The organism is Xylanibacter ruminicola 23 (assembly GCF_000025925.1).
In the GTDB taxonomy this organism is placed as follows: Bacteria; Bacteroidota; Bacteroidia; order Bacteroidales; family Bacteroidaceae; genus Prevotella; species Prevotella ruminicola.
Genome location: NC_014033.1, coordinates 2,919,787 through 2,943,803 on the forward strand (window position 1 = coordinate 2,919,787; position 24,017 = coordinate 2,943,803).

The 24,017-nt window shown below is 47.4% G+C and carries 18 protein-coding genes; 11 read left to right on the plus strand and 7 right to left on the minus strand.

Features of this window, described 5'->3' with window-relative positions:
- Positions 1 to 720: 720 nt before the first annotated feature.
- Positions 721 to 1,848, minus strand: coding sequence for an HNH endonuclease family protein (locus PRU_RS12460; RefSeq protein WP_224083054.1), 1,128 nt, complete (start codon positions 1,846 to 1,848; stop codon positions 721 to 723).
- Positions 1,845 to 2,960 (minus strand): adenine-specific methyltransferase EcoRI family protein, encoded by a 1,116-nt coding sequence (locus tag PRU_RS12465; RefSeq protein WP_013065369.1) that lies wholly within the window; start codon positions 2,958 to 2,960, stop codon positions 1,845 to 1,847. Before PRU_RS12465 ends, PRU_RS12460 begins: the two co-directional genes overlap by 4 nt.
- Positions 2,961 to 3,429: 469 nt before the next feature.
- Between PRU_RS12465 and PRU_RS12470 the strand changes: the two genes are divergently transcribed.
- From PRU_RS12470 to PRU_RS12490, 6 genes are all read left to right on the plus strand, one after another.
- Positions 3,430 to 3,888: a hypothetical protein gene (locus tag PRU_RS12470; RefSeq protein ID WP_013063362.1), complete on the plus strand. Its 459-nt coding sequence runs from the start codon at positions 3,430 to 3,432 to the stop codon at positions 3,886 to 3,888.
- Positions 3,889 to 4,032: 144 nt separating this feature from the next.
- Positions 4,033 to 5,424 carry a VapE domain-containing protein gene (locus PRU_RS12475; protein ID WP_013064147.1) on the plus strand — a complete coding sequence of 464 codons (1,392 nt, stop codon included), beginning with the start codon at positions 4,033 to 4,035 and terminating at the stop codon, positions 5,422 to 5,424.
- Positions 5,425 to 5,633: 209 nt separating this feature from the next.
- Positions 5,634 to 5,804 (plus strand): helix-turn-helix domain-containing protein, encoded by a 171-nt coding sequence (locus PRU_RS16160; protein WP_177168171.1) that lies wholly within the window; start codon positions 5,634 to 5,636, stop codon positions 5,802 to 5,804.
- 123 nt (positions 5,805 to 5,927) lie between these two features.
- On the plus strand, positions 5,928 to 6,479 hold the full coding sequence (locus PRU_RS12480) for an HU family DNA-binding protein (protein WP_013063498.1): 552 nt from the start codon (positions 5,928 to 5,930) through the stop codon (positions 6,477 to 6,479).
- A gap of 113 nt (positions 6,480 to 6,592) precedes the next feature.
- Entirely contained in the window at positions 6,593 to 7,018 is a 426-nt protein-coding gene (locus tag PRU_RS12485) for an N-acetylmuramoyl-L-alanine amidase (RefSeq protein ID WP_013065479.1), read from the plus strand.
- Between the two features lie 161 nt (positions 7,019 to 7,179).
- Positions 7,180 to 7,650: a cupin domain-containing protein gene (locus tag PRU_RS12490; protein ID WP_013065190.1), complete on the plus strand. Its 471-nt coding sequence runs from the start codon at positions 7,180 to 7,182 to the stop codon at positions 7,648 to 7,650.
- Between the two features lie 78 nt (positions 7,651 to 7,728).
- Here the strand turns inward: PRU_RS12490 and PRU_RS12495 are convergent, their stop codons facing one another.
- The 4 genes from PRU_RS12495 to PRU_RS12510 all read right to left on the minus strand — a co-directional run bounded on the left by PRU_RS12495 (position 7,729) and on the right by PRU_RS12510 (position 11,925).
- Entirely contained in the window at positions 7,729 to 8,364 is a 636-nt protein-coding gene (locus tag PRU_RS12495; protein ID WP_013064432.1) for a cytidylate kinase-like family protein, read from the minus strand.
- 84 nt (positions 8,365 to 8,448) lie between these two features.
- Complete coding sequence (locus PRU_RS12500) at positions 8,449 to 9,207, minus strand: succinate dehydrogenase/fumarate reductase iron-sulfur subunit (protein WP_013064326.1); 759 nt, start codon at positions 9,205 to 9,207, stop codon at positions 8,449 to 8,451.
- Positions 9,208 to 9,212: 5 nt separating this feature from the next.
- A complete protein-coding gene (locus tag PRU_RS12505) occupies positions 9,213 to 11,192 on the minus strand; it encodes a fumarate reductase/succinate dehydrogenase flavoprotein subunit (protein WP_013063542.1) in 1,980 nt (659 codons plus the stop codon).
- Between the two features lie 43 nt (positions 11,193 to 11,235).
- A complete protein-coding gene (locus PRU_RS12510; protein ID WP_013063578.1) occupies positions 11,236 to 11,925 on the minus strand; it encodes a succinate dehydrogenase/fumarate reductase cytochrome b subunit in 690 nt (229 codons plus the stop codon).
- Between the two features lie 213 nt (positions 11,926 to 12,138).
- On the opposite strand from PRU_RS12510, the gene PRU_RS12515 reads away from it, so the two are divergent.
- Positions 12,139 to 12,615, plus strand: a complete 477-nt coding sequence (locus PRU_RS12515) for an RNA polymerase sigma factor (protein ID WP_013065549.1) — start codon at positions 12,139 to 12,141, stop codon at positions 12,613 to 12,615.
- Between the two features lie 49 nt (positions 12,616 to 12,664).
- The gene (locus PRU_RS12520) at positions 12,665 to 13,255 is read left to right on the plus strand and encodes a hypothetical protein (protein ID WP_033150652.1); all 591 of its coding nucleotides are present in this window, start codon (positions 12,665 to 12,667) and stop codon (positions 13,253 to 13,255) included.
- On the opposite strand, the gene PRU_RS12525 is transcribed toward PRU_RS12520, so the two are convergent.
- Positions 13,252 to 16,170 carry a two-component regulator propeller domain-containing protein gene (locus tag PRU_RS12525; protein ID WP_013064923.1) on the minus strand — a complete coding sequence of 973 codons (2,919 nt, stop codon included), beginning with the start codon at positions 16,168 to 16,170 and terminating at the stop codon, positions 13,252 to 13,254. The two genes, PRU_RS12520 and PRU_RS12525, sit on opposite strands and share 4 nt — an antisense overlap.
- A 1,119-nt stretch (positions 16,171 to 17,289) precedes the next feature.
- On the opposite strand from PRU_RS12525, the gene PRU_RS15740 reads away from it, so the two are divergent.
- The 3 genes from PRU_RS15740 to PRU_RS12540 all read left to right on the plus strand — a co-directional run bounded on the left by PRU_RS15740 (position 17,290) and on the right by PRU_RS12540 (position 23,926).
- Positions 17,290 to 18,456, plus strand: a complete 1,167-nt coding sequence (locus PRU_RS15740; RefSeq protein WP_080517237.1) for a family 43 glycosylhydrolase — start codon at positions 17,290 to 17,292, stop codon at positions 18,454 to 18,456.
- Positions 18,457 to 18,666: 210 nt separating this feature from the next.
- Positions 18,667 to 21,882 carry a SusC/RagA family TonB-linked outer membrane protein gene (locus tag PRU_RS12535; RefSeq protein WP_013063472.1) on the plus strand — a complete coding sequence of 1,072 codons (3,216 nt, stop codon included), beginning with the start codon at positions 18,667 to 18,669 and terminating at the stop codon, positions 21,880 to 21,882.
- A 13-nt stretch (positions 21,883 to 21,895) separates the two neighbouring features.
- Positions 21,896 to 23,926, plus strand: coding sequence for a RagB/SusD family nutrient uptake outer membrane protein (locus PRU_RS12540; protein WP_013063700.1), 2,031 nt, complete (start codon positions 21,896 to 21,898; stop codon positions 23,924 to 23,926).
- The last annotated feature ends 91 nt before the right edge of the window (positions 23,927 to 24,017 follow it).

Below are 24,017 nucleotides of genomic sequence, written 5' to 3' on the forward strand. Positions count from 1 at the left end.
TAATAGATACTTATGGAACAGAAATTCAGCAATAATAGTATTGACCTTCAGATGCTGCGTGAGTTTTGCGAGCGTGAAGGCGAACTTGTGGAATATCGCAAGGATATCACGTTCGAAACGAAAAAATAGCGCCACTTTCTTTAGTTCCTTTGATACCTCGCAGGTAGGATAAAGCTCTAAAAATCACCACCAAAACAAAGATTTTTGTACAAAAATGCCACAATTATAAAAATTTGTGGTGACTTTGTACCGATTTCAAGAATAGAGTATGGCAATCTTGCCTGCACAGCATTAGTATTTTTACTATCAGGCTACTTCGGCAAACACCCCATCATCCAATAATAAAAATGAGAAAGGCTATCATCTAATGTTAAAAACATGCAGTAAAATTAAATGATTGTGCGAATTGCTATTAGGTTATAAACATAAAACGACCCGCACATTTGAGCATCGTTGAGAGGCTTGGCGGGTTCTGGTGGTGCAAAGGTACATCAATATTTTGGAACTACCAATTTTTTTCGATTTTTTTAAATATATTAGTTTCTGGTAGTTCTCTGAAAATGATAAGAAAGTATTGTCCCCAGTTCGTCCCCAGCATTTGTCCCAAGTCTATCCAAAACTTGTCCTCAGCTCAATTCTACACAATTGGAGAAAGCAAAAAAATTCAGAGTAAACAAACATAACGACCGCCAATATATAAATATATGGCGGTCGTTGTTTTTATTTTGAGCCCTTTCTCCTGTTACATTCGCGACATAGCATCTGACAGTTTTCTACAACTGTTCGACCTCCATCACGCCATGGCGTAATATGGTCGCCCTCCATAAACTCAAAGTCGAACTCTTTTCCGCAAATGGCACACTTATGTTCCTGGTTTTCCCATACTTTTAACTTGATATCTTCTGGGAACGCACGCAAATCAAGATAGCGCTCATCACCAGTCAATACGTATGGAATAATACCTGATTGTTTCTGAATTTCACTATCACGTATAAGTGCTGATATTTGCTTACCAATAGCCACCGTATCAAGTGTCTTTGGGGGACCATAAGTATCGTAAAGCCAAGCCCAATCCAGACCTTTCATTATTTTCTTGTATTTCTTCAGGTCGAAATTAGTAATAGCCCAATCTAACACATTCTGGAAGTACGACCACAAATTATTAGCATTAGGATCATGCTGATGAGCAGACATATAACTAACAGCCGACATACGATGGCCTTGACGTGTTTCGTGATCTGCCATCCATACTAAAGCTGTTTTAAGGAAATCCTGACGGATAGGCGTACCGTTTACTAAGTCTTTACCCAAACGATAAGCACCACAATTTGACTTTGAGAAGTGCCGTTTAGCATCAGAAACAAACGGACCAGCAAAGATTGCATTATTAATTTCCTGCTCGTTTAGCGGTTTACCTGCAATATTAATGGTCTGGAACCACTCTAACTTCTCGCTGGCATCACCCTCACATACATATACTGTAAGTGGGTAATTTAATATCTTACGCTGAATATCCTCAGGCTGATTGAAGAAATTCTTAAAATCATACGAGAACTTACCTGCAACATACTCACAGAGTGAGAGTGTGCGCTGCTGACCATCCATCACTTCGTAAGGACAATCGGCATCGTTACTTCGTTTTACCCAATACATCACGTTCAAGGGATAGCCATGCAATACCGTTGTGATTACAGCCTGCTGTTCCTTTTCGTTATAGATAAACTCGCGCTGGTATGGTGGGCGTATATCAAGTTTACCATTATAACCACGAACACCTTGTTCGTCGTTATTGATGTAACCTTGAGTGATTTCACCAACGGTTACTTCTCGTTGAGTAATTGTCATCATATCGTTCTTGGTTTTTTGTTACGGATGAGAATACGGGAATATGGAACTTTGGGTAACCCGTTCTTCATATAATATAGGTCTCCTGCAGCAGAGTGTCCTTTCATTAATCGCTTATGTTCTTTTGGGATACCTCCAACACCAATACTTTGACCTAGTGTACCACTTCCCAATCCAATTATTTCAAATTGATCAGGGTTGAATTGTCCTAATATCGTATCAGGAACGCCCATTACACCTTCATAATCATATGGAATATCCTGAACTTTACCAACATCTATCGCGTCGAAATTGTTGTAATGAGGAAATTCCTCAGGTGAGTATTTACAAACCAAATCCAAAGTTTCATGACGTTTACTAATATCCAAATTTGTATACCAGCATATTGCAGGAACTTTAATATAATTGTCATCAGGATTAAGTCCTTTAGACCTAACAAACTTTCGATTTGACTCTAACGTATTTTCATATGGAGCCTTGTATACAGCGGAGAAGTTAAAGTTAAACCCACACCACAATTTGTTTTGAGTGAATAATGGGAAGATTTCTGAATAATGCAGTGCACTCATTCTGCCCATAACAATAAACTTCTTTTCGTATTTCATTAACTGACTTATGTATTCTCTAAATAGCGAGAATGGAGGATTAGTAACAACAATATCTGCCTCTTTCAGCAATTCTATACATTCTGGATCACGGAAATCTCCAGTCTTTAGGATGCTTATCACATTCTTGTCATTTTGCAAAAGATACTGCACGTCACTTAGGTCTACAGCTCCATCACCATTTAGGTCTTTAACCTCAGTAATTACAACTTTGTGAGCGACCTTCTTTGGCTCGTCCGAAAAATCTCCGAAATCAATCATCAGCTCATTTCCTTGTACTGGCGAGCCATTGTAGCAGGTACAAATCAGTTTCTTCAGCCCCAGTTGGTTGAATCGAAGGGCGAAGTACTTAAAGAAGTTACTCTCATAAGGATCATCGCAGTTACACAACACAACCTTATCACGGAAATGCGGCCAGTAGTGCTGCAACTCCCGTTCAATGTCGGTCATCTGCGTGTAAAACTCATCTTTCTTTGCTGTCTTTGCAGCATTAAGATTTTTGTTTGCCATACGCTATGCTTTTATGCGTATGCTTATCTTCGGAGGCAGGCTATAGGACACAAATAAAGCATGGACGATCATCATCCACGCTTCAAAGGCCCTAGGAAGCCTACCAAACCAGATAAGTCACGCCCATGCATATCGCACAGACGTTTGCGACTTATTCTTTCGGTTTGGACTTTCTTGAATTTCCTAGGTTCTTGAAGCAGTTCCGAATAACAGCAAACGCTTGTTAATTATTTACCCACATGTCACACCGGCCCTCCACTGAGGTTTGTGCCAGTGATCGGTTGCAAAGATACGGTGTTTTATCGAAATAAGCAAATTTTATGGGCTAAAATATGGAGCTGCACCTGTTTTGTGCAGTTTTTTATATATCGCGATAAAAAATCAAAATGATTTTTTTGATATCCGCAAAAATGTTTGTATCTTTGCAAGTGTAAATTATACAACTCAAAAACATCGCACATTTTAATATATGAAAAAGATAGACAAAGCAATTAAAAGAATGAGCAGTGTTATAAAAACGCTGCATAAGACGGGTAGAAAGAACTGTAGTAACAATTACACCTTCATATACGCGCCTGGTGCGCAGCATGTGGGGCCGATCGACACTCAGATTGTGATAGGCGAAAAGGCATTTGATTCGGATGATGAACAGGAAACAGAACTACCTGATTGCCTTGCTACCAAGGAGGCGATGCTGCTGTGGCAAAGTGCGATGGACAAAGGATGGGTAGATGAGAACTATCAACCCAAACTGTCGCGTACCTTGTCGGCTTTGCTGGCTTACGAGATGGCCAAGCGACTTAAAATCAAAGACAAATGGAAAACATTTGAGGAGCTTTGGCATCGTAATAACATGCATAGCGATTACAATAAAGCATTAACTCAAAAACAGTCACTTGAATTCAAAGACGAACTAAAAAATTTATAAAGTAGACAGCAAGTCCTGGTGCAAACAAGCATCAGGACATTTTTTTTACTACCTCCGGAGGTACCCCAGTAGGTAGTTGGTATTAGCTTTTTAATTATCTTTGCCACCGATTAAATATTACGTTTTACCTATAACATAACTATTATGGAGGAAGAAACCAAAGACCAAAAACCCCACTCGGAGCAAGGGGAAACTCAGCACAAGAAGAATTGGCGCGAAGTACGTGCCACCGAGGAGGATATCCAAAAATTCCTGATGAGCACGCTCTACCTGCGGCATAATGTGATTACGGGTAAGGACGAATTCCGAGTGCCCGAAATCAGCGAGTATGCGGCCATGGGGATTAAATACCCCACGGGTAAAACGCCATTGGAAGAATGGCGATTGCCTGGCCAATGGTTCGAGATTAGCGACAGGGTGGTGAACTCGCTGTGCAGTATGCTGTCGAAACAAAAGGATGTGAATCCCAAGAAAATCTGGCAGGTTATCGACTCTGATTTTGTGCCGTTGTATAATCCGCTGAAAGCCTATCTGGCCCGACTGCCGCCGTGGGACGAGACGACTAACCCCATACTCTCGTTGGCGATGGATGTAAACGTAAAGGGTGGTCCCGACGAGCAACTGCTGTTTTACGCCTGTTTGCGCAAATGGCTGGTGGGAGTGGTGGCAGGGTGGCTGGAGGAGAAAGTGGTGAACGAGGAGGTGCTGGTGCTGGTGGGCGAACAGGGTAACTATAAAACCCGCTGGCTTGAGAGTCTGATACCTCCCGAACTGTCGGCCTATTTCCACTCTACTTCTTCTTTCGGTAAGATGGATAAGGACGAGGTGCTGAAACTATCATCGTTCGGACTGATTTGTCTGGATGAGATAGATGCGCTGAAGTCAGAGGCAATGAGTAGGCTAAAATGGGCTGTGACCACAAAAGCTACCGATGCCCGCAAACCGTATGCGCATAATTCGGAACGGCGTGTACACATAGCCAGCTACTGTGGTACCAGCAACAACCTGCAATTTATCGACGACGATACGGGCACCCGCCGCTGGTTGCCGTTCGAGGTGGAGAGTATACGTTCGCCCTACGAGTATCCTATCCACCACGATGAGATTTTTGCCCAGGCCTATCATCTGTACCAGAGCGGATTCCGCTATTGGTTTGAGAAAAAGGAAATGGATGTTGTGCAGCTGCATAACAAACGGTTCGAGGTGTCGAAACCCGAGCGCGAACTGGTAAGCAAGTTCTATCGTGTGCCTGCTAAGAACGAACCGTGCGTGTTTGTGAGTGCCTCGGAGATTATGCAAACCATTGGCGGCTTGCTGATACACCGTTTGACACCTAATAAGCTGGGGCGTGCCATGAAGGCCATGGGCTTTGTAAGCGTGCGCTCACGTGGTGAGCGTGGCTATAACGTGGTGGCGTATAGTGGTGCCGATATCGACCTGAACAGAACCCTGATGGCCCAGGAAGCCAAGCCTGAGGATGAGGTATCGGTGGTAAGCCACGAAGTTATACTTGACACATTTGACACATTGTTTTAGGAAATCCTCGTGCGTACCGCGCACGCACCTACACGGTACGCACGTAACTTTTACAAATTAATCTGTCAAATGCGTCATACATTAAAAATTAAATATTAAACATTAAACATTATTTTTTCTCTAGGTACTTTTCAAATGTAAAGCAGTTAGCGTGCAAAAAAACATTAGGTACTTTTCAAAAAAAACAAAATAGAAAGCTTATGAAAACAATGACAAGAAAACAGCTGGCTGAGCATGCCGGTGTAACGACTCAGACACTCAAGAACTGGATGGGACCGCATCTTGACTACCTGCATTCCATCGGTATGCCAACCGGAAAGGGTGCCCTGCCTCCAAACGTAGTGAAATACATCGTAGAAACTTTTGATATCGACAAGTAAGCAAAAGAATCGCTACGAATCACCAAGAATCCCAAAACGTCCCTCAGAAATGTGGTATCTTTGCCATGTCAATCAGACAATGTTTAATTTTTAATGTTTAATCTTTAATGTTTTATGTAGCTTATGGCAATTAAAGTAAAAGCAGTAGAGCGCGAGCTCAAGGTAGGCAAGGATGCAGGCAAGTATCGCTTTATGATGCAGGCCGAGATCTACAACACGTTGTCGGCACAGAAGGTAATTAGCGAGGCCTCTGTTCGTAGCGGTATCGCCGAGGGTGCCCTGAGTGCGGCATGGGATGCCATCGGACAGGTGGTAAAGGTTTGGGCCACCGAGGGACATTCCATCGCCATCCCTGGTCTGGGACGTATGCGATTCGGTGTGAGGGCCACCACGGTGGATGACGTGAACAAGGTAAGTACAGGACTGATTACCACCCGACGCGTGATTTTCTCACCATCGGTTGAGATCAAGGATGAGCTGAAGGATACGGCCATCAACATTACCTGTTACGACCGTGAGGGTAAGATCGTAAAGCGTGTTACCAGTACCGATCCTGGCAATATCGAGGACCCTGATTCGCCAACCGATCAGCCTTCGACTGGTGGCAACAACAGTGGCAATAGCGGAAACACCGGCGGTGGTGGTAACTCAAGTCACGAGCCAATTGGTGATTAATCTGTAAAAAAATAAAAGCCTATGGTAAAAGTAAATTGGAATAGAGTAGCTAAGGTGTTGCGATTTGTGGCAACAGTGATTACAACAGTTCTGGGAACTATTGCTGTGCAGTCATGCGGACGATAACCCTGATAGTGATTCATTGTTCGGCAGTGGAACCAGACCAGACATCATCGGTGGCCCAGATAGATACCTGGCATCGTGATAGAGGCTTTAAGTTTGGTGTAGGCTATCACTACGTGGTCCGTCGTAACGGAGAGATTGAGGCTGGCAGACCGGAATGGCTGGTAGGTGCCCACTGCGTGAACCATAACAAGTACTCCATCGGTGTATGCTACGAGGGAGGACTGAATGCCCGCGGACAACCCGCCGATACCCGCACAGCTGCTCAGAAGGCGTCGTTACGCAAACTGCTGGAAATACTTCACCGCCGCTATCCGCGTGCATCGATCGTAGGTCATCACGATCTGAACCCACAGAAGGCTTGCCCATGCATTGATAACGTAGCCAAAGAGTATGCCGACTTGCAGCCCAAATGAGTTTTTAGGCACGGATTCTATTCTAGAGTCCGTGCTTTATTATCAATATTAACAATATTTAGGTAACAGTTTGGTTGCGTGATGAGGATTAATTTGTACATTTGCAACATCATATCTATAAGTAGAACAATAAGTATAATCTATTAACAGCATTATTTATCATGAACACAAAGGTATTTATGCATGCTATCGTGGCAACAGCCATGCTGGCTACTGCTACTACTTTTACCGCTTGCCTTAATTCGCATGCCGATAATGGAGCAGCGGCCAAGGTAGAGAGCGTAGAGCTGATTCGTACAAGTCAGAGTTGGGATGGTGTAGAGTTGCCCGACTATTTCCAGGGGCGCCCCGAACTGGTGGCCGTAAAGTACGTGTTCCCTCCAGGACAGAAGTTGGGATGGCACCACCACGTAGCTATGAACTACGGCGTACTGACACAGGGCGAATTGACTATTATCGGACAGGATGGCAAAACCAAGGTGGTACACGAGGGCGAGGCCGTGGTTGAGATGGTTGGCACCATACACCATGGCGAGAACCGTGGCACCAAGCCGGTTATTCTGTACATGTTCTATTTGTCACAGAAAGACCTGCCGCTGGCCGTACAGCACCCCGATATACCATTGGAGTAGCCCTACCCCACAGCACAAAAAAAAGAGCGCCACAGAGCAAAAACTGCGGCGCTCTTATTTTCCTTAAATAAGGATATATCAGCCAATATATGCTAATATCACATTGGCTGCCTCTTCCTCGGTTTTACCATCCATTCTGATAACCAGATCGTAGTTACGGGTGTCGTAACGCGAAGTATGGGCATTGTTCTTCATATACTCCTCGCGGGTTTCATCCACCATCTTAATAACTTTCTTGGCCTCTTTCTCGCTAAGTCCTTGCTTAGCCATCACGCGCTTCAGACGATGATCCATAGAAGCCTGAATGAGAACGCTCAGATGGTTGGGATTTTCGTTCATAGCAAAGAAGGCCGAACGACCGGCGATGACACACGACTCCTCGCTGGCAATGTTTTGCAAGATTTCTCTTTCTGCCTTCAGCACAGCCTCGGAGGTCACATACCTGTTATTATCCTCGTCGTAATACTCAGAAGAATTGGCTGCTCCTTCTCCCAGAACCAACACACGCTTAATTTCTTCCCACCAGCTACGGTTCTTGCCTTTCAAATCCTCAATCTGACGATGTGAAAGGTCGAACTTCTCTTCCAAAGCCTTAGAAAGCACCTTGTCGTAATAGGGCACGCCCAGTTTCTCGGCTAAAATACGACCGACGGTACGACCACCGCTACCCAACTCGCGATTAATGGTGATGACAAATCTTTCGTTTTTTTTCATTATACCTAAGTTTTTAGTTATTCCATAATAATAAAAAGAGGTAATGGGGACATCATTGTAGTCCCCACTACCTATAAAGAGTTATTAATCGGCCATCTTAGCCTTGATCATCTCGCGGTTGAGGCGAGCGATGTTAGCGATGGTCTCGTTCTTAGGACAAACAGCCTCGCAAGCGCGGGTGTTAGTACAGTTACCGAAACCAAGCTCGTCCATCTTGGCAATCATGTTCTTAACACGACGGGCAGCCTCTACCTTACCCTGTGGGAGCAGTGCCAGCTGGCTTACCTTAGATGAAACGAACAGCATGGCAGAACCATTCTTACAAGCTGCTACGCAAGCGCCACAGCCAATGCAAGATGCGCAGTCCATAGCCTCATCAGCATCCTCCTTAGGAATCAGGATAGCGTTGGCATCCTGAGCCTGACCGGTACGGATAGTGGTGTAACCGCCAGCCTGGATAATCTTATCGAAGGCGTTACGATCAACCATACAGTCCTTAATTACGGGGAAGGCAGCTGAGCGCCAAGGCTCTACAGTAATGACGTCGCCATCGTTGAAACGGCGCATGTAGAGCTGACAGGTGGTAGCACCACGCTCGGTAAGACCGTGAGGTGTACCGTTGATGTAGAGCGAGCACATACCGCAGATACCCTCGCGGCAGTCGTGATCGAATACGAAGGGCTCCTTGCCTTCGTTGATGAGCTCCTCGTTCAGGATGTCGAGCATCTCGAGAAACGAGGTATCATCGGGAATATCGTGCATCTCGTGGGTGTCGAAATGTCCCTGGTCCTTGGGGCCGTTCTGGCGCCAGAACTTGATTGTGAATGAAATATTTCTTGCCATAGTGTTTAATTCTTATAGTTACGTGTCTGTACCTTGATTGCCTCGTACTCCAGTGGCTCCTTAATGAGCTCAGGCTCGTTGCCCTTGCCTTTGTACTCCCAGCAGCCTACATAGAAGTAGTTCTCATCGTCGCGCTTAGCCTCGCCTTCCTCGGTCTGATACTCCTCGCGGAAGTGACCACCGCAAGACTCGTTACGAGAGAGAGCGTCGAAAGCTACAAGCTGACCCATGGTGAAGAAGTCGCGCAGATGGATAGCCTTGTCGAGCTCGATGTTCAAGCCCTCCTTGGTTCCAGGAACGAACAGGTTAGAGTCGAACTCCTTCTCGAGCTCGTGCATCTTCTTCAGACCTTCCTTCAGGCCCTCAGCGGTGCGACCCATACCAACATACTCCCACATGATGTGACCCAGCTCCTTGTGGATAGAGTCAACCGAACGCTTACCCTTGATGTTCAACAGGCGATCCTGCTCGGCATCAACCTTCTTCTCAGCCTCCTCGAACTCAGGCAGATCGGTAGAAACCTTTGGCCATACAGCCTGATCGGCCAGATAGTTCTGGATAGTGTAAGGCAGAACGAAGTAACCATCGGCCAGACCCTGCATCAGAGCCGAAGCACCCAGACGGTTAGCACCGTGGTCAGAGAAGTTACACTCACCAATAGCGAACAGACCTGGAATAGAAGTCTGCAGCTCGTAGTCAACCCAGATACCACCCATGGTGTAGTGGATAGCAGGATAGATCATCATGGGCTTGTAGTACTTCACACCATTGATCTCGTTAGCAACATCGCCAGGGAATACGTCGGTAATCTCCTCGTACATCTCGAACAGGTTACCATAGCGCTGCATGATAACATCAAGACCCAGACGGTTGATTGACTCAGAGAAGTCGAGGAACACAGCCAGACCGGTGTTGTTTACACCGAAGCCCTTATCGCAACGCTCCTTAGCTGCACGGCTGGCAACATCGCGTGGTACGAGGTTACCGAATGCAGGATAACGGCGCTCCAGATAGTAGTCGCGATCCTCCTCAGGAATCTCCCAACCCTGCTTGGTTCCTGCCTGAAGTGCCTTAGCATCCTCGAGCTTCTTTGGAACCCAGATACGACCATCGTTACGCAGCGACTCTGACATCAGAGTAAGCTTTGACTGCTTGTCGCCGTGAACGGGGATACATGTTGGGTGAATCTGAACGTATGATGGGTTTGCAAAGTAAGCACCCTTGCGGTAGCACTGAACAGCAGCGGTACAGTTACAACCCATAGCGTTGGTAGAGAGGAAGTAAGTGTTACCGTAACCACCAGTAGCGATAACTACAGCGTTAGCTGAGAAGCGCTCCAGCTTACCAGTAACCAGGTTCTTGGCGATGATACCGCGAGCGCGGCCATCAACAATAACTACATCCTCCATCTCGTAACGGGTGTAGAGCTTAACCTTACCAGCGTTAACCTGGCAGCTCAGTGAGCTGTAAGCACCAAGCAGCAGCTGCTGACCGGTCTGACCCTTAGCGTAGAATGTACGGCTTACCTGAGCACCACCGAACGAACGGTTAGCCAGCATACCACCGTACTCACGAGCGAAAGGTACGCCCTGAGCTACACACTGGTCGATAATATTGTTAGAAACCTCGGCCAGACGATATACGTTAGCCTCACGGGCACGATAGTCGCCACCCTTTACTGTATCATAGAACAAACGGTAGATAGAGTCACCATCGTTCTGGTAGCACTTAGCGGCGTTGATACCACCCTGAGCTGCGATAGAGTGAGCACGACGTGGAGAATCCTGAATACACAGGTTGATAACGTTGAAGCCCATCTCGCCAAGTGAAGCAGCTGCAGAAGCACCAGCCAAACCGGTACCTACTACGATAACATCGAGCTTCAGCTTATTCTTTGGGTTAACCAAACGCTGGTGAGCCTTATATTCCTTCCATTTCTCAGGCACTGGTCCTGCGGGAATCTTTGAATCAATTACTTTTGCCATAATCTTTCGTAAAGTTTAAAAATTAAAAGATTAAAAAATTAAATTAGCAGCAGCCAAGGCTGGGAGCGCAACCAAATGCGAAAGCCAGAACTACTACCAGGAACATAAGCATGAGCACGGTAACGTAAATGTTGCCAATGCACATCCAGCGCTTGAGCCAGATCTTACCGCTAACACCCAGAGTCTGCATAGCACTCCAGAAACCGTGTGAGAGGTGGAACCAGATAGCTACAAGCCATACGATGTAGATAACTACGAATACAGGATTTGAGAATGTCTCCTTAATCCAACCGAAACCATCTGTTGGGCTGATGGCAGGCATAGCACCAACGAGCTCGGCAAACATCATGTTGTACCAGAAGTTCCAGAGGTGGATGAGCAAGCCAATGCAGATGATGAGACCCAGAACGAGCATGTTCTTTGAAGCCCACTCTACTTTGCCGGCCTTAACCTCGGTAGCTACCTCGTAGCGGCTCTCGCCGCGAGCGGTACGGTTCTGCGCAGTCAGGATGAATGCGTACACAATGTGAAGCACTGCCAAGGCAGCCAGACCCATGGTTGCTACAACAGCATACCAGTTGGCACCCAGGAATTCGCAAATCATGTTGTAACCCTCTTCCGAGAATAGCGCTACCATGTTCATGCAACCGTGGAAGGTGAGGAACAGAATAAGCGCAATACCCGTAACGGACATTACAACTTTTCTACCAATTGATGAATTGAATAACCACATAAGTTGTTGAGTTTTAATGAATTATTGAATGTTATATACTTACTTGTTAGTACGTGCTCTCGTGATTAGGGGACAAAGATAGTCAAAAATAGCGATATATACAAGTGTTTTCGCGAAAAAATACGTATTTTTTGTAATTTGTGCGATTTTCGTGTAGTTTTTAGTATCTTTGCCACGTCTAAAGGGTAAAAGTTATAAAAAACAGATGAGACAATGAACGCATTAGAAAAGCAGTTTGCGCAAACCGCAGCAGAACACAAAAGCACCATCTACACCGTGTGCTACATGTTCTCGCAAGATGCCGACGAGGTGAACGACCTGTTCCAGGAGGTACTAGTGAATCTATGGAAAGGTTTCGAGAGCTTTGAGCATCGCAGTGACATCAAGACGTGGATTTACCGCGTGGCGCTGAACACCTGTATCTCGCTTGACAGAAAGAAGCGCCGCCAGGCCACCGAACGCCTAACCATGGACATCAACCTGTTTGAAGACCGCGACGAGGACACTAAGCAAGTGGACATGCTCCACAAGCGTATCTCCAAGCTCCAGCCATTCGACCGCGCGATTGTCCTGCTCTGGCTCGAAAACCTCAGCTACGAGGAGATCGGACAGATTGTAGGTATCACTACTAAAAACGTCAGCGTACGTCTGTTTAGAATCCGCGAACAGCTGAAAAGCATCAAGGATTAAACATTAAACATTAAACATGAAACATTAAAGATTAAACATTTACCAAATTATGACAAACGAGAATTTTGATTTAGAGAATATGCGTGAGCAGATGAACACGCTGAAGAATAAGCTGGATAAGCAGACTATTTTGAGCGACCGCTTTATCCGCCAGTCGATGAACAAAACCGCCAGCAACATCAGTCGCAGATATTATTTCATCATGGCCGTCTGCTTGCTGATGATTCCCTATAGCTACTGGGCATTTGTAATGCTAAACAGTTTCTCCATTCCTTTCTGGATTTTCACCTGCATCACCATGCTGGTTAGCTTCGGAGGCACCTTCTATAACAGCAGGAAACTGAGCGATTCGAACCTGATGACCAACAATCTCGTGGATGTCCAGCGCCGTATGGCCAGCGCCAAGAAGTTCGATGCCAACTGGCTCCTCATCGGCATTCCTCTTGCTGTTGTTTTCCTTGGTTGGTTTATGTACGAGTCATATCTGCTTCATCCGAATGCCTTTTTCAACGGGCTCTTCTGGGCAGGATGCATCGGTGGCGTTATTGGAGCTATCTGGGGATTCTCACTCCACATCAAGACCCAACGCCAGTATCAGGAGATCCTCGATCAAATAGAGGATATCACTGCCGAAAACTAAGATAATTGTTCTGAGTCCTGCGATAAATACTCGCTAGGCAGCACACCGAACTCTTTCTTGAAGCACTTGGTAAAATACTTAGGCGTATTGAAACCAACGGCCATGGAGAGTTCGGTCATTTTTATGTTCGGCTTCTGACGGAGAATGCGACAGGCCTCTTTCAGTCGGATGCTGTTGATAAAGGCGGTAACATTCTCGCCTGTCAGGGCACGCAGCTTGTTATAGAGGGTAGATGACGATACGCACATATCGCTGGCAAACTGCTCACGATCGTAGTCGGCATCATCAATATGCTGTTTCACACACTCGATGGCTTTCTGCAGGAACAGTTCGTCGGGCGATGAGTGTTGCTGCTCCTCAACTTCGAGCACCTTACGGGCACCCTCGCGCTCGGCCTTGCCGCCAGGCTTATTGATAAACTGCTTCATCACCATCATCTCGCGGTAGTGCAACAGTTCGCTCACACGCTGCTGCAGACGGGCACGACGGTTTACACGGGCTTTATACCACTCTTTTACGCCATAGGCAGCAGCAAGTAGCAACACCACGTAAATGAGATAGGCCCACCAAGTGCGATACCATGGCGGCAGCACACGCACCACAATAGCGTAAGGCATTTCAACCAGTCGACCGTAACTATCTACGGCACGCAACTTCAGATGGTAGGTTCCCGAGGGCAGGTTCTGGTAGGTAGCCACACGGTTCTGGGCATCGGTATCGTGCCAATCGTTGTCGTAACCCTCTAAGTAATAGGCATATCGGCACTGTTCCTGATTCTGATAAGTGAGCAATGCAAACTCTACCGAGAACTTACGGGCATCCGATGGAATGGTGATTTTTTGCGTAAAGAAGGGCTGGTCGGCCGATATCCTTTGACGGTGCAGAGAGTCCTGCCAAAGATATGGTCTATCGTCAATCATCAGTTCGGTAACCACCAACGATGGCGAGGCCCCCTGCTGCCAGCGTTCTATCTCGGCAGCATCGAACGAGAAGAACCCCTTGGCACTGCCATAGAAGAGTTCCTTACCATAGCTGAAAGCACCATTCGACGAGAAGCTGATGGTCTCGATACCATCCTCCATGTTATAGTACGTGGTTGTTCCCTGCTTATCCGATGGCGCAAAGCGCACCAAACCTTTATCGGTTGAAAGCCAGATACGACCGTTACTGTCGCCCTGGATAGAGTAGATGCTACCCATGCCAATGTAATAACGGTGGTTTACAGGCTCAAATTTATCGGTTTCATCGTTATATTTAAAGAAATCGCCACTATTAGAAATGGCCCACAACTGATAGTTGGCATCCTCGTACACAGCCGTAGCCTCATCAATAGGATAATTGTTGGCAACAGGAGCGTACTGGTGATAGGTAAACGACTTAGGATCGTCAAGCCTTCCCGTGATTCGGATAATGCCCTGTCCCTCGGTGGCTATCCACAAGCGATGATGATGGTCTTCGGATATGGATAAAACATGACAATTACTAAAGTCTCGCTTACGCTCGGTCATCTTCAGCAAACGTCCTTTATTCTCGCTAAACGCAATACCAAGACCATTATTCTGACCCACCAGCACTGCGCCATCAGTTAATGCATGAAAAGCATTTACTTCGCTATCGCCAATAAACGGCGAGTTACTACGCACTAACAGGCGTGCCGGTTCGCCCTCTTTCCAAATCACTACCCCTCGCGAACTGGCCAGCCAGATACTGCCATCGGGACGCTCGATCATATCAGAGATCGTTTGCACGTATATACCCTGCTGACCTGTTTCGTTCTCCAGTCCGGGAATATGGTTATTGTACAGCACCTGACCGGCCTGGCGGTCGTAAAGGGCCAGTCCGTAAGGCTGCAAACCTAACCAGAAACGGTTACCATCGGTAGTAAACACCTTCTGAATGCGGTTTACAGGCAACTCCAATCCAGCGGGATCCAGATGATAGAAATGGAAAGGCGACGGTTTGGTGCTCAGGTGCACGATACCGTTGTTACGGGTAAGTGCCCACAGGTTACCCATGCCATCTGTCACCATATCGTAGCAGAAGGTGAGTATCGGATAGTTCTCAACCTCGGCCTCGTTATCCATATCAACTCGGGTCAGTCCCTCAATACAGCAACCCCACACAGCATGGCTGACAGAATCTTCAACCAGTCGGTGGAACGTACGGAAATCGGCCCTACCCTCGTTCATCTTGTGCATGCCTGGCGCCGTCTCGTTTTCGGGATGGTCCAGGCGCACAATACCATGCTCCCAGGTACCAATCCACAAGCGACCGCGACTGTCCATCAACATGGTCTGAGCGGTATTACGCGTACTTAACGGTGGATAGCTCACCATTTTACCGGTTTTCTTGTTCAGGCGCAGCAAACCGCCCTCCCACGTACCTATATACAGATTACCACGGGCATCTTCGGCAAACGAAATCACGCCAGCCGAGAGGTTTATATCGATGAAATCGTCGGTTTTTGCATTGTATCGCGACACGCCTGCATTGGTTCCAGCCCACACCGTACCGCTTTTATCAGTATAAAGGGTATTAATCAATCGGGCCTGATCGCCACGCAGATGATACGTTTTAAAAGAACCACGACGACGGTCGAAACGAGCCAGACCATCGCGGGTACCTATCCAAAGACCATCGTGCTGGTCTTCGGTCATCGAACGTACATAGTTATTAGGCAGGATGCCAGGAGTATAAGCGTTGTTGCGGTAGGTTTTGAAGCTGTAGCCATCGAACGAGCGCAAGCCCTGATCGGTACCTACCCACATCATGCCATAGTGGTCGAACATAAGCTTTCGTGCCTCCTCGATGCCCTGAACAGGTGTCTGCGACATAATTCTGAGCGACACAGGGCATGCCATGGACATCTGTCCAAGCACAAAAACAGTTATCAGTAGGGATAATACACGCCTCATTAGTTAGTTGCAATTACGGCTGCAAAGATACGAAACTTTTGTGAATCATCAAAGAAAATCGCAAAAATAACAATTTGTTCCCCCTAAATAACGATGTTGGGACGTTGATATAAATCAATTGTCGTACCTTTGCACCTGCAAAACCAAACACTAACTTGTAAGAAAATGAAGAAAGTACTGTTCATTGCATCACTATTGCTGGCCTTTGTGGCTCAGACCGATGCCAAAGCCAAGAAAGCGCTCACCGAAAAGGATATGGGTGCCTATCTGTTTACGTATTTCAACGATCCAACCCACTCGCTGTTTATGGCCATCAGCTACGATGGCTACACGTTTACGGCTGTTAACAATGGCGAGCCCATTATTGCCGGCGACTCTATTGCCGACCAGCGAGGCATACGCGATCCTCATATCTACCGTGCTCCCAATGGCAAATTCTACATTGCCATGACCGACCTGCATGTGTTTGGCAAGGAGATGGGATTGCGCGCCACCCAGTGGGAACGCCCCGACGAGTTTGGCTGGGGTAACAACCGCGGACTGGTACTGATGGCCAGCGACGATCTGATACACTGGACCCACCACGAGGCACGTATAGATAAACTGTTCCCCGAGAAGTTCGGTAAGATTGGTTGTGCCTGGGCACCCCAGACCATCTGGGATCCTGCCGTAGGCAAGCCTATGGTTTACTTTACCATCAGACAACACGCGGGCGGGCGCACGAAACTATACTATAGTTACGCCAACGAGGAGTTTACAACACTTGAGACCGAGCCCCAGCTGCTGTTTGAGTATCCCGACGATAAGATTCAGGTTCTGGATGCCGATATCTGTCCCATGCCCGACGGTCGCTACTTTATGAGCTATGTGGCCCAAGAGAATCCTGGCGGCATCAAGTACATGATTAGCGACAAAATTAACCATTTCAACGATTATCACGCCGAGCAGATCGACGGCGAGAACCGTGGTTGCGAGGCGCCAAACGTATGGAAGCGCATCGGACAGAAGAAATGGGTAGTGATGTACGATATCTACAGCGTGAACCCTCATAACTTCGGATTTGTAGAGACCAGCGACTTCAAGACCTTCAAGCCTCTGGGCCGTTTTAACGAGGGGGTAATGAAGGCAGCCAATTTCTCATCGCCCAAGCACGGTAGCGTGATTCATATCACCAAGGCCGAGGCCAAGCGTATCGAAAACTACTGGAACAACCAGCAGAAGAAAGCCAAGATGATTCGCTCGGGTGAGATCTGGCCCGATGCCAGCGGCCGTCATATCAACGCCCATGGCGGTGGTATCATGAAGTATGGCGACACCTACTACTGGTTTGGCGAGAACAAGTGCGACACCACCTCATCGGCTATGATTGGTGTGCAGTGCTACTCATCGAAAGACCTGATGAACTGGCAGAACCGTGGCGTTGCCCTCTACGTGAGCGACGACCGCCGCAGCGATATTACCCGCGGTTGTGTGCTGGAGCGCCCCAAGGTTATATATAATAAGGTAACCAAGAAATTCTGCATGTGGTTCCACCTGGAGCTGAAAGGCAAGGGCTACAGCGCTGCCCGCTACGGTGTAGCAGTAAGCGACAAGCCCGAAGGACCTTATAAGTTTCTGTACTCGCAGCGCGCCAACGCAGGCACCTACCCTGTAGAGTTCGGACAGCAGGAGTTGGCTACACTCGACACCCTGAATGCCGACAATTTCAAGAAATGGTGGACACCCACCTGGATGGAGGCTATCAAGCAGGGCCTGTTCCTGAAGCGCGACTTCGGTACGGGTCAGATGGCTCGCGATATGACACTTTATGTAGATGATGATGGCAAAGCCTATCACATCTTCTCATCGGAGGATAACCTGACGCTGCACATTGCCGAACTGACTGGCGACTACCTGCACCACTCAGGCAAATATACCCGCGTAGCTCCTGGCGGCCAGAACGAGGCACCTGCCATCTTCAAGAAGGATGGCACCTACTGGATGATTACCTCGGGCTGCACCGGTTGGGCTCCTAACGAGGCACGTATGTTCTCGGCACCCAGCATCTGGGGACCTTGGACTCAGCATCCCACACCTTGTGTAGGCCCGAAGGCCGAAATCACCTTCGAAGGACAGTCGACTTATATCCTGCCCTACGGCAAAGGTTTTATCTTTATGGCCGACATCTGGCGACCAAAGCATCCAAGTGATGCCCGTTATATCTGGTTGCCTATCGAATTTGAGAACGGAAAACCCGTTATCAGGTGGCGTGATGCGTGGAATCTTAGTGAATTAGGGGAAAATTAACGATTTGTTCCCCTAAATTCACGCATTTTAACCCTTGATTTATATCAACCTTCGTATCTTTGCACCCGAAAATTCGAACCTATCCCAGAGAAGGAAGAACTATTCAATTATTAACAATTATAATAAAACTTAAAACAGTAACAAATGAAGTATGCTAAATTAACTCTTCCATCCAAGAAGCTATGCTTCGTGATGGCGTTGGCAGCCGGGATGATCTCGTTCCCATTGCCGACAATGGCAGAACTGGCAGTACAGTCTACTCAGCAAAGCGGAGTGGTAAAGGGCCAGGTTACAGACAAAAACGGTGAACCTGTTATCGGTGCTACCGTAAAAGTAAAAAACGCAGCAAATGTGGGCACTGTTACCGATTTTGAAGGTAACTTTGACTTGAAAGCTGCTCCAACCAATGGTACACTCGTGGTATCATACATTGGTTTTAAAACTAAAGAGATTGCCTATAAAAACGGGCAGACTCTTAACATTACAATCGAAGAAGACGCAGAAACACTTCAGGAAGTAGTTGTTGTAGGTTATGGTACTATGCGTAAGAAGGACCTGACTGGTTCGGTAGTACAGATCGACCCCAGTAAGATTGCAGACCAGAACCCTGGTAGCGTACAGGATCTGCTTCGTGGCACACCTGGCTTACAGATTGGTTTCGATTCATCAGCCAAGGGTTCAGGCGCCAGCATCCAGCTCCGTGGACAGAACTCTCTTTACACATCAGGTTCGCACAACTCTCCACTGATTATTCTCGATGGTATGCAGTTCGCAGGTGAGCTCTCTGAGATTAACCCCGACGACATTGAGCAAATCGACGTTCTGAAGGATGCCTCATCGGCAGCCATCTATGGTGCAAAAGCCGCAAGTGGTGTTATCATCATCTCTACCAAGAAGGGTAAGCAGGGTAAACCTATTATTAATGTAAGCATGAACCTGGCAGCCAACTCAAAGGCAGCTTATCGCGATGTATTCAGCGCCAGTGAATATATGACCTACCGCGAGGACTGGTATAAGGCACAGACCTACGGCTATCGTGAGGATGGCACATGGGGCTACTATGGCAAAGACAGCGGTATTCCTACTGGTTACTATGATAACTTCAACAATATCAGTCAATATGGTATTTCGCAGGACCAGTGGGCCAGCAATGGTCCTAAGACATTGCAGGCAGGCGAGTCGATGCTGAGCCTCTATGCACGTCGTATGGGCTTTGACGCTGACGCAGCCCTCGTAATGGAGAACTTCCTGGCAGGTAAGACATACAACTGGGAGGATGCTACCTTCCGTACCGGTTTCAACCAGGATTACAACGCCAGCATTTCAGGTGCTACCGATCGTGTAAACTACTATTTAGGATTTGGTTATCTGAAGAATCAGGGCGCCATTCAGGGCGATGACTACCATGCTTATCGCGCTAACATGAAACTGAACGCCAAAATTACAGATTGGCTCGAAGTTGGTGCTAACGTAAACTTCCAGGATCGTAGCGATGAGTCTCAGGCGGTTCCCCTGGGCAGCAACTACTGGGACGACAACCAGTTGCGTGAGTCGCCCTACGCTTCACGTTATGACGAGAATGGTAACGAAATCCAGTATCCTCGTACAGGTAACCCTACAAACGGTGGTTACAACTACCACTTCCAGCAGCAGTATATCGGTCTGGAGAAGGGTTATACCGTACTGAATACCATCTTTAACGCTAAGGTAACCCTGCCATTCGGCATTACCTACCAGTTCAACATTGCTCCACGCTACCAGTGGTTCTACGATCGTTATCACATGTCGGCAGAACTGCCAAACAGCGACCCTGCTACACGTGGCGTAAACCGCAACTCATCGAAGACCTTCAACTGGAACCTCAACAACACGCTGACATGGGATCGCACCTTTGCTAATCTGCATCATGTCACAGTAACTCTGGCTCAGGAGGCTGAGGAGAACCGTTATTGGAGCGACAATATCTCTGCACGCAACATCACTCCTACCGATGTGCTTGGTTTCCACTATATCTCGGGTGCCAACAAGGAGCAGAGCTCATTCTCAACCAACGACACTCACTACACAGCAGCCGCTTATCTGGGTCGTGTATTCTATGGTTTCATGGATCGCTACATGCTGACTGCTACTGTACGTCGTGACGGTTATTCAGCATTCGGACAGAACAATCCTTGGGCCAACTTCTGGTCATTAGGTGCCAGCTGGGTTCTTTCTGAGGAAAAATTCGCTCAGGATTGGAAGTGGCTCGATATGGCTAAGCTGCGTTTGAGTTATGGTACCAATGGTAACCGCTCACTCGCCGATACATATCTGGCTCTCTCTAACTTGGCTAACGGTGGTCTCTATGCTTACTATAAGTACGGTTCAACCTCACAGGAGGTGCTCAATGCTTTGAGCGTAGACCGTCTGGGTAACCCCAACCTGGAGTGGGAGAAGACCTCATCATGGAACTTCGGTATCGACTTTGCCGTTCTCAACAAGCGTCTCTCTGGTAGCATTGATATCTACCACAAGAAGACCCACGATATGATTATGTCACAGCGCCTGCCAAACTTCACAGGTTTCAGCAGCATCACTACCAACCTTGGTGAGGTTACCAACACCGGTTTTGAAATTACGCTGAACACCAAGAATATCGAAACAAAGGACTTCAAGTGGGGCACCTCTCTCGGATTCTCATACAATAAGAATAAGATTAAGCACCTGTACTACGAGTACGACGAGGATGGCAAGGAGATGGACGATACTAGCAACGGTTGGTTCATTGGCAAGCCTATCGGCGAAATCTGGTACTGGAAGACCGACGGCATCTGGCAGGCCAACGAGGCTGAGGAGGCTGCATTGGTGAACCAGAAACCTGGTGATCCAAAGGTTGTAAATGTTTATACCGAAGACGATAAGATTCTGGCCGACGGTACACGCGTACCTGTTTACAACGACAAGGACCGTGTTTACCAGGGTACTACCCAGCCACCAATCTACTGGAACATGCGTAACGATTTCCAGTACAAGGACTTCACCTTCTCGTTCTCAATGTACAGCTACATGGGCCACAAGAGCCTGAGCGGTAACTGGCTGAATGGCGATAACTCAGGTTCTATGTTCACTCAGACCTGTAATACCTACAAAAAGGAATACTGGACACCTGAGAACCCAACCAACGAGTATGCTCGTCTGAACGCTGTTGGTCCTTCTGGTGTAACAGGTATTAATAAGCTCTACAACCGCAGCTTCGTACGTGTGGACAACATTACACTGGGTTACACTATCCCACGCGACATCACTAACAAGTGGGGTATCCAGCGTGTACATGTAACTGCCGGTATCCACAATGCATTCACTATCGACAGCTGGGAATATGGCGATCCTGAAACAGGAGGTTTTGCCAACCGTCAGTTCCAATTCGGTCTTAATGTAACACTTTAAAATGTAGAATCGTATGAAAATCAAAAAGAACAATATACTCCGCGGAGGACTCATGTTAGCCCTTGCGGGAACCATGGTAGGATGTTCGGACGGCTTCCTTGAGCAGGATCCACTGTCATTCTATGAGCCAGCAACTACCTATAGCACGGAAGCCGGTCTGCAGGCTGCTTTGGCACAGTGCGACAAACAGTTAAAGACATACCGTATCGACGGTAACTGGAACAACGTTGGTATCTTTACCAACTACCTGATGTCGGATGTAGGCATGTACGCCAAGACCGATATGGGTGGTGGCTTCCAGGACAACTTCGATGCCAAGCTCACACCAACCTCTGGTATGGCAAGTGGTGGCGATGCCAACTACATGCAGCGCTTCTGGGATCAGGGATTCAGCATGGTAAAATATGCCAATACCATCCTGACTTATATCGATCAGGTGAAAGGTCTTGATGATGCTACTCGCGATGCTTATAAAGGTCGTGCATATTTCCATCGTGCCTACGCTTACTACAACCTGGCACTCCAGTTTGGCGATATTCCTTTGATAACAAAGCTAATCAGTGTGCCCAAGCGCAACTATACATCAAGCAGCAAGGAAGCTATCTTCAAGATGCTGGTTCACGATTTGGAGTTCGCTGTTCAGCACGTTCCCGCTCAGGCCAAAATGACCTATGTAGGACAGGTAAATCAGGAAGCATGTATGCACCTGCTTGTAAAGTGCTATCTCGCTGTTGGTGAGTATGCCAAGGCCGAGTCGGTAGCTACCGACCTGATTAACAACCACGGTTTAAAGCTGATGACCGAGAACTTTGGTACATGGCAGCCCTCTGGCGCCGAGAACACTTGGAAGGTAACACGTAACGTGGTTTGGGATTTGCACCGCACACCCAACATCGCTGATCCTGCCAACAAGGAGACCATCATGATGATCTCTAACTCGAACGACCAAGACTTCACTACCTATAATGTGATGCGTGCCTGCTTTGCTCACTGGAGTAATGGTATCATCCGCGATCCTCACGGACTGGGTGGTCCTGGTAAGAACATTGCCCGTAACAACTGGGAGTACAACGACACTCTCGACTGGGTACGTGCTGCCGGACGTGGTATTGCTGTGAACCGTACATCGTACTATTACAACAAGACCATCTGGAACTACGACGGTGAGACCGACTGGCAGGACCTGCGCCACAACCGTAAGGTAGGTAACTGGATGGAGATGGAAGACTTTAAGTACAACAACAAGAGTTCAGACTGTTACGGCCAGAACTATCAGCTTTATGCTACCGAAGACTATGCAGATCCTTCAGATCCCTCAAAGATTCTCGTACACAAGGGCGATATCCTCTGCTCTGACACCATCCGTAGCTGGTATCCTACTCCATTGTATCAGCTCTACATCCTTGATACTCCAAACGAAAACAATACTGGTGCCAACCAGTTCCAGGGTGCATCAGGTAAGGGTGCCAATGGCGATATGTACCTGTTCCGTCTGGCCGAGACTTATCTGCTGCGTGCAGAGGCTCGTTTCTATCAGGGCAACGCCTCAGGCGCTGCTGAAGACGTGAATGCCATTCGTAAGCGTGCCAACGCCAAGAAGATGTACACCACAGTTACTATCGGCGACATTATGTCGGAGCGCGCACGCGAGCTCTATCTCGAAGAGTTCCGCCAGGCAGAGATGGTACGTGTAAGCTGGTGTCTGGCTCGTAGTGGCAAACCCGATGAGTGGGGCAACACCTACGATCTGAATACTTGGGATAAGCAGGAAGGTACCGACCTGAACGGTGGTAGCTACTGGTATCGTCGCTGTGTTAACTACAACGTATTCAACCATGACTATGGTAAGGGTCAGCAGGGTAACCAGACCTTCGAGTACAAGATTAACAAGCACAACTTGTTCTGGCCAGTTCCTAACTCGGCTATTACCGCCAACAACAAGGGAACACTTCGTCAGAACTATGGCTACGACGGCTATAATGAGAACATCCCCATGTTTACCAACTGGGAGGACGCTGTTGCCGATGAAGAATCTGCAGATTAAAAGATTGTTCAGACATATTAAGGTAATTTGTTAGTATTTCTAAGGTGGAGGGGCGGCCTATAATCCTTTAGGCTGCCCCTTTTATTAAAAA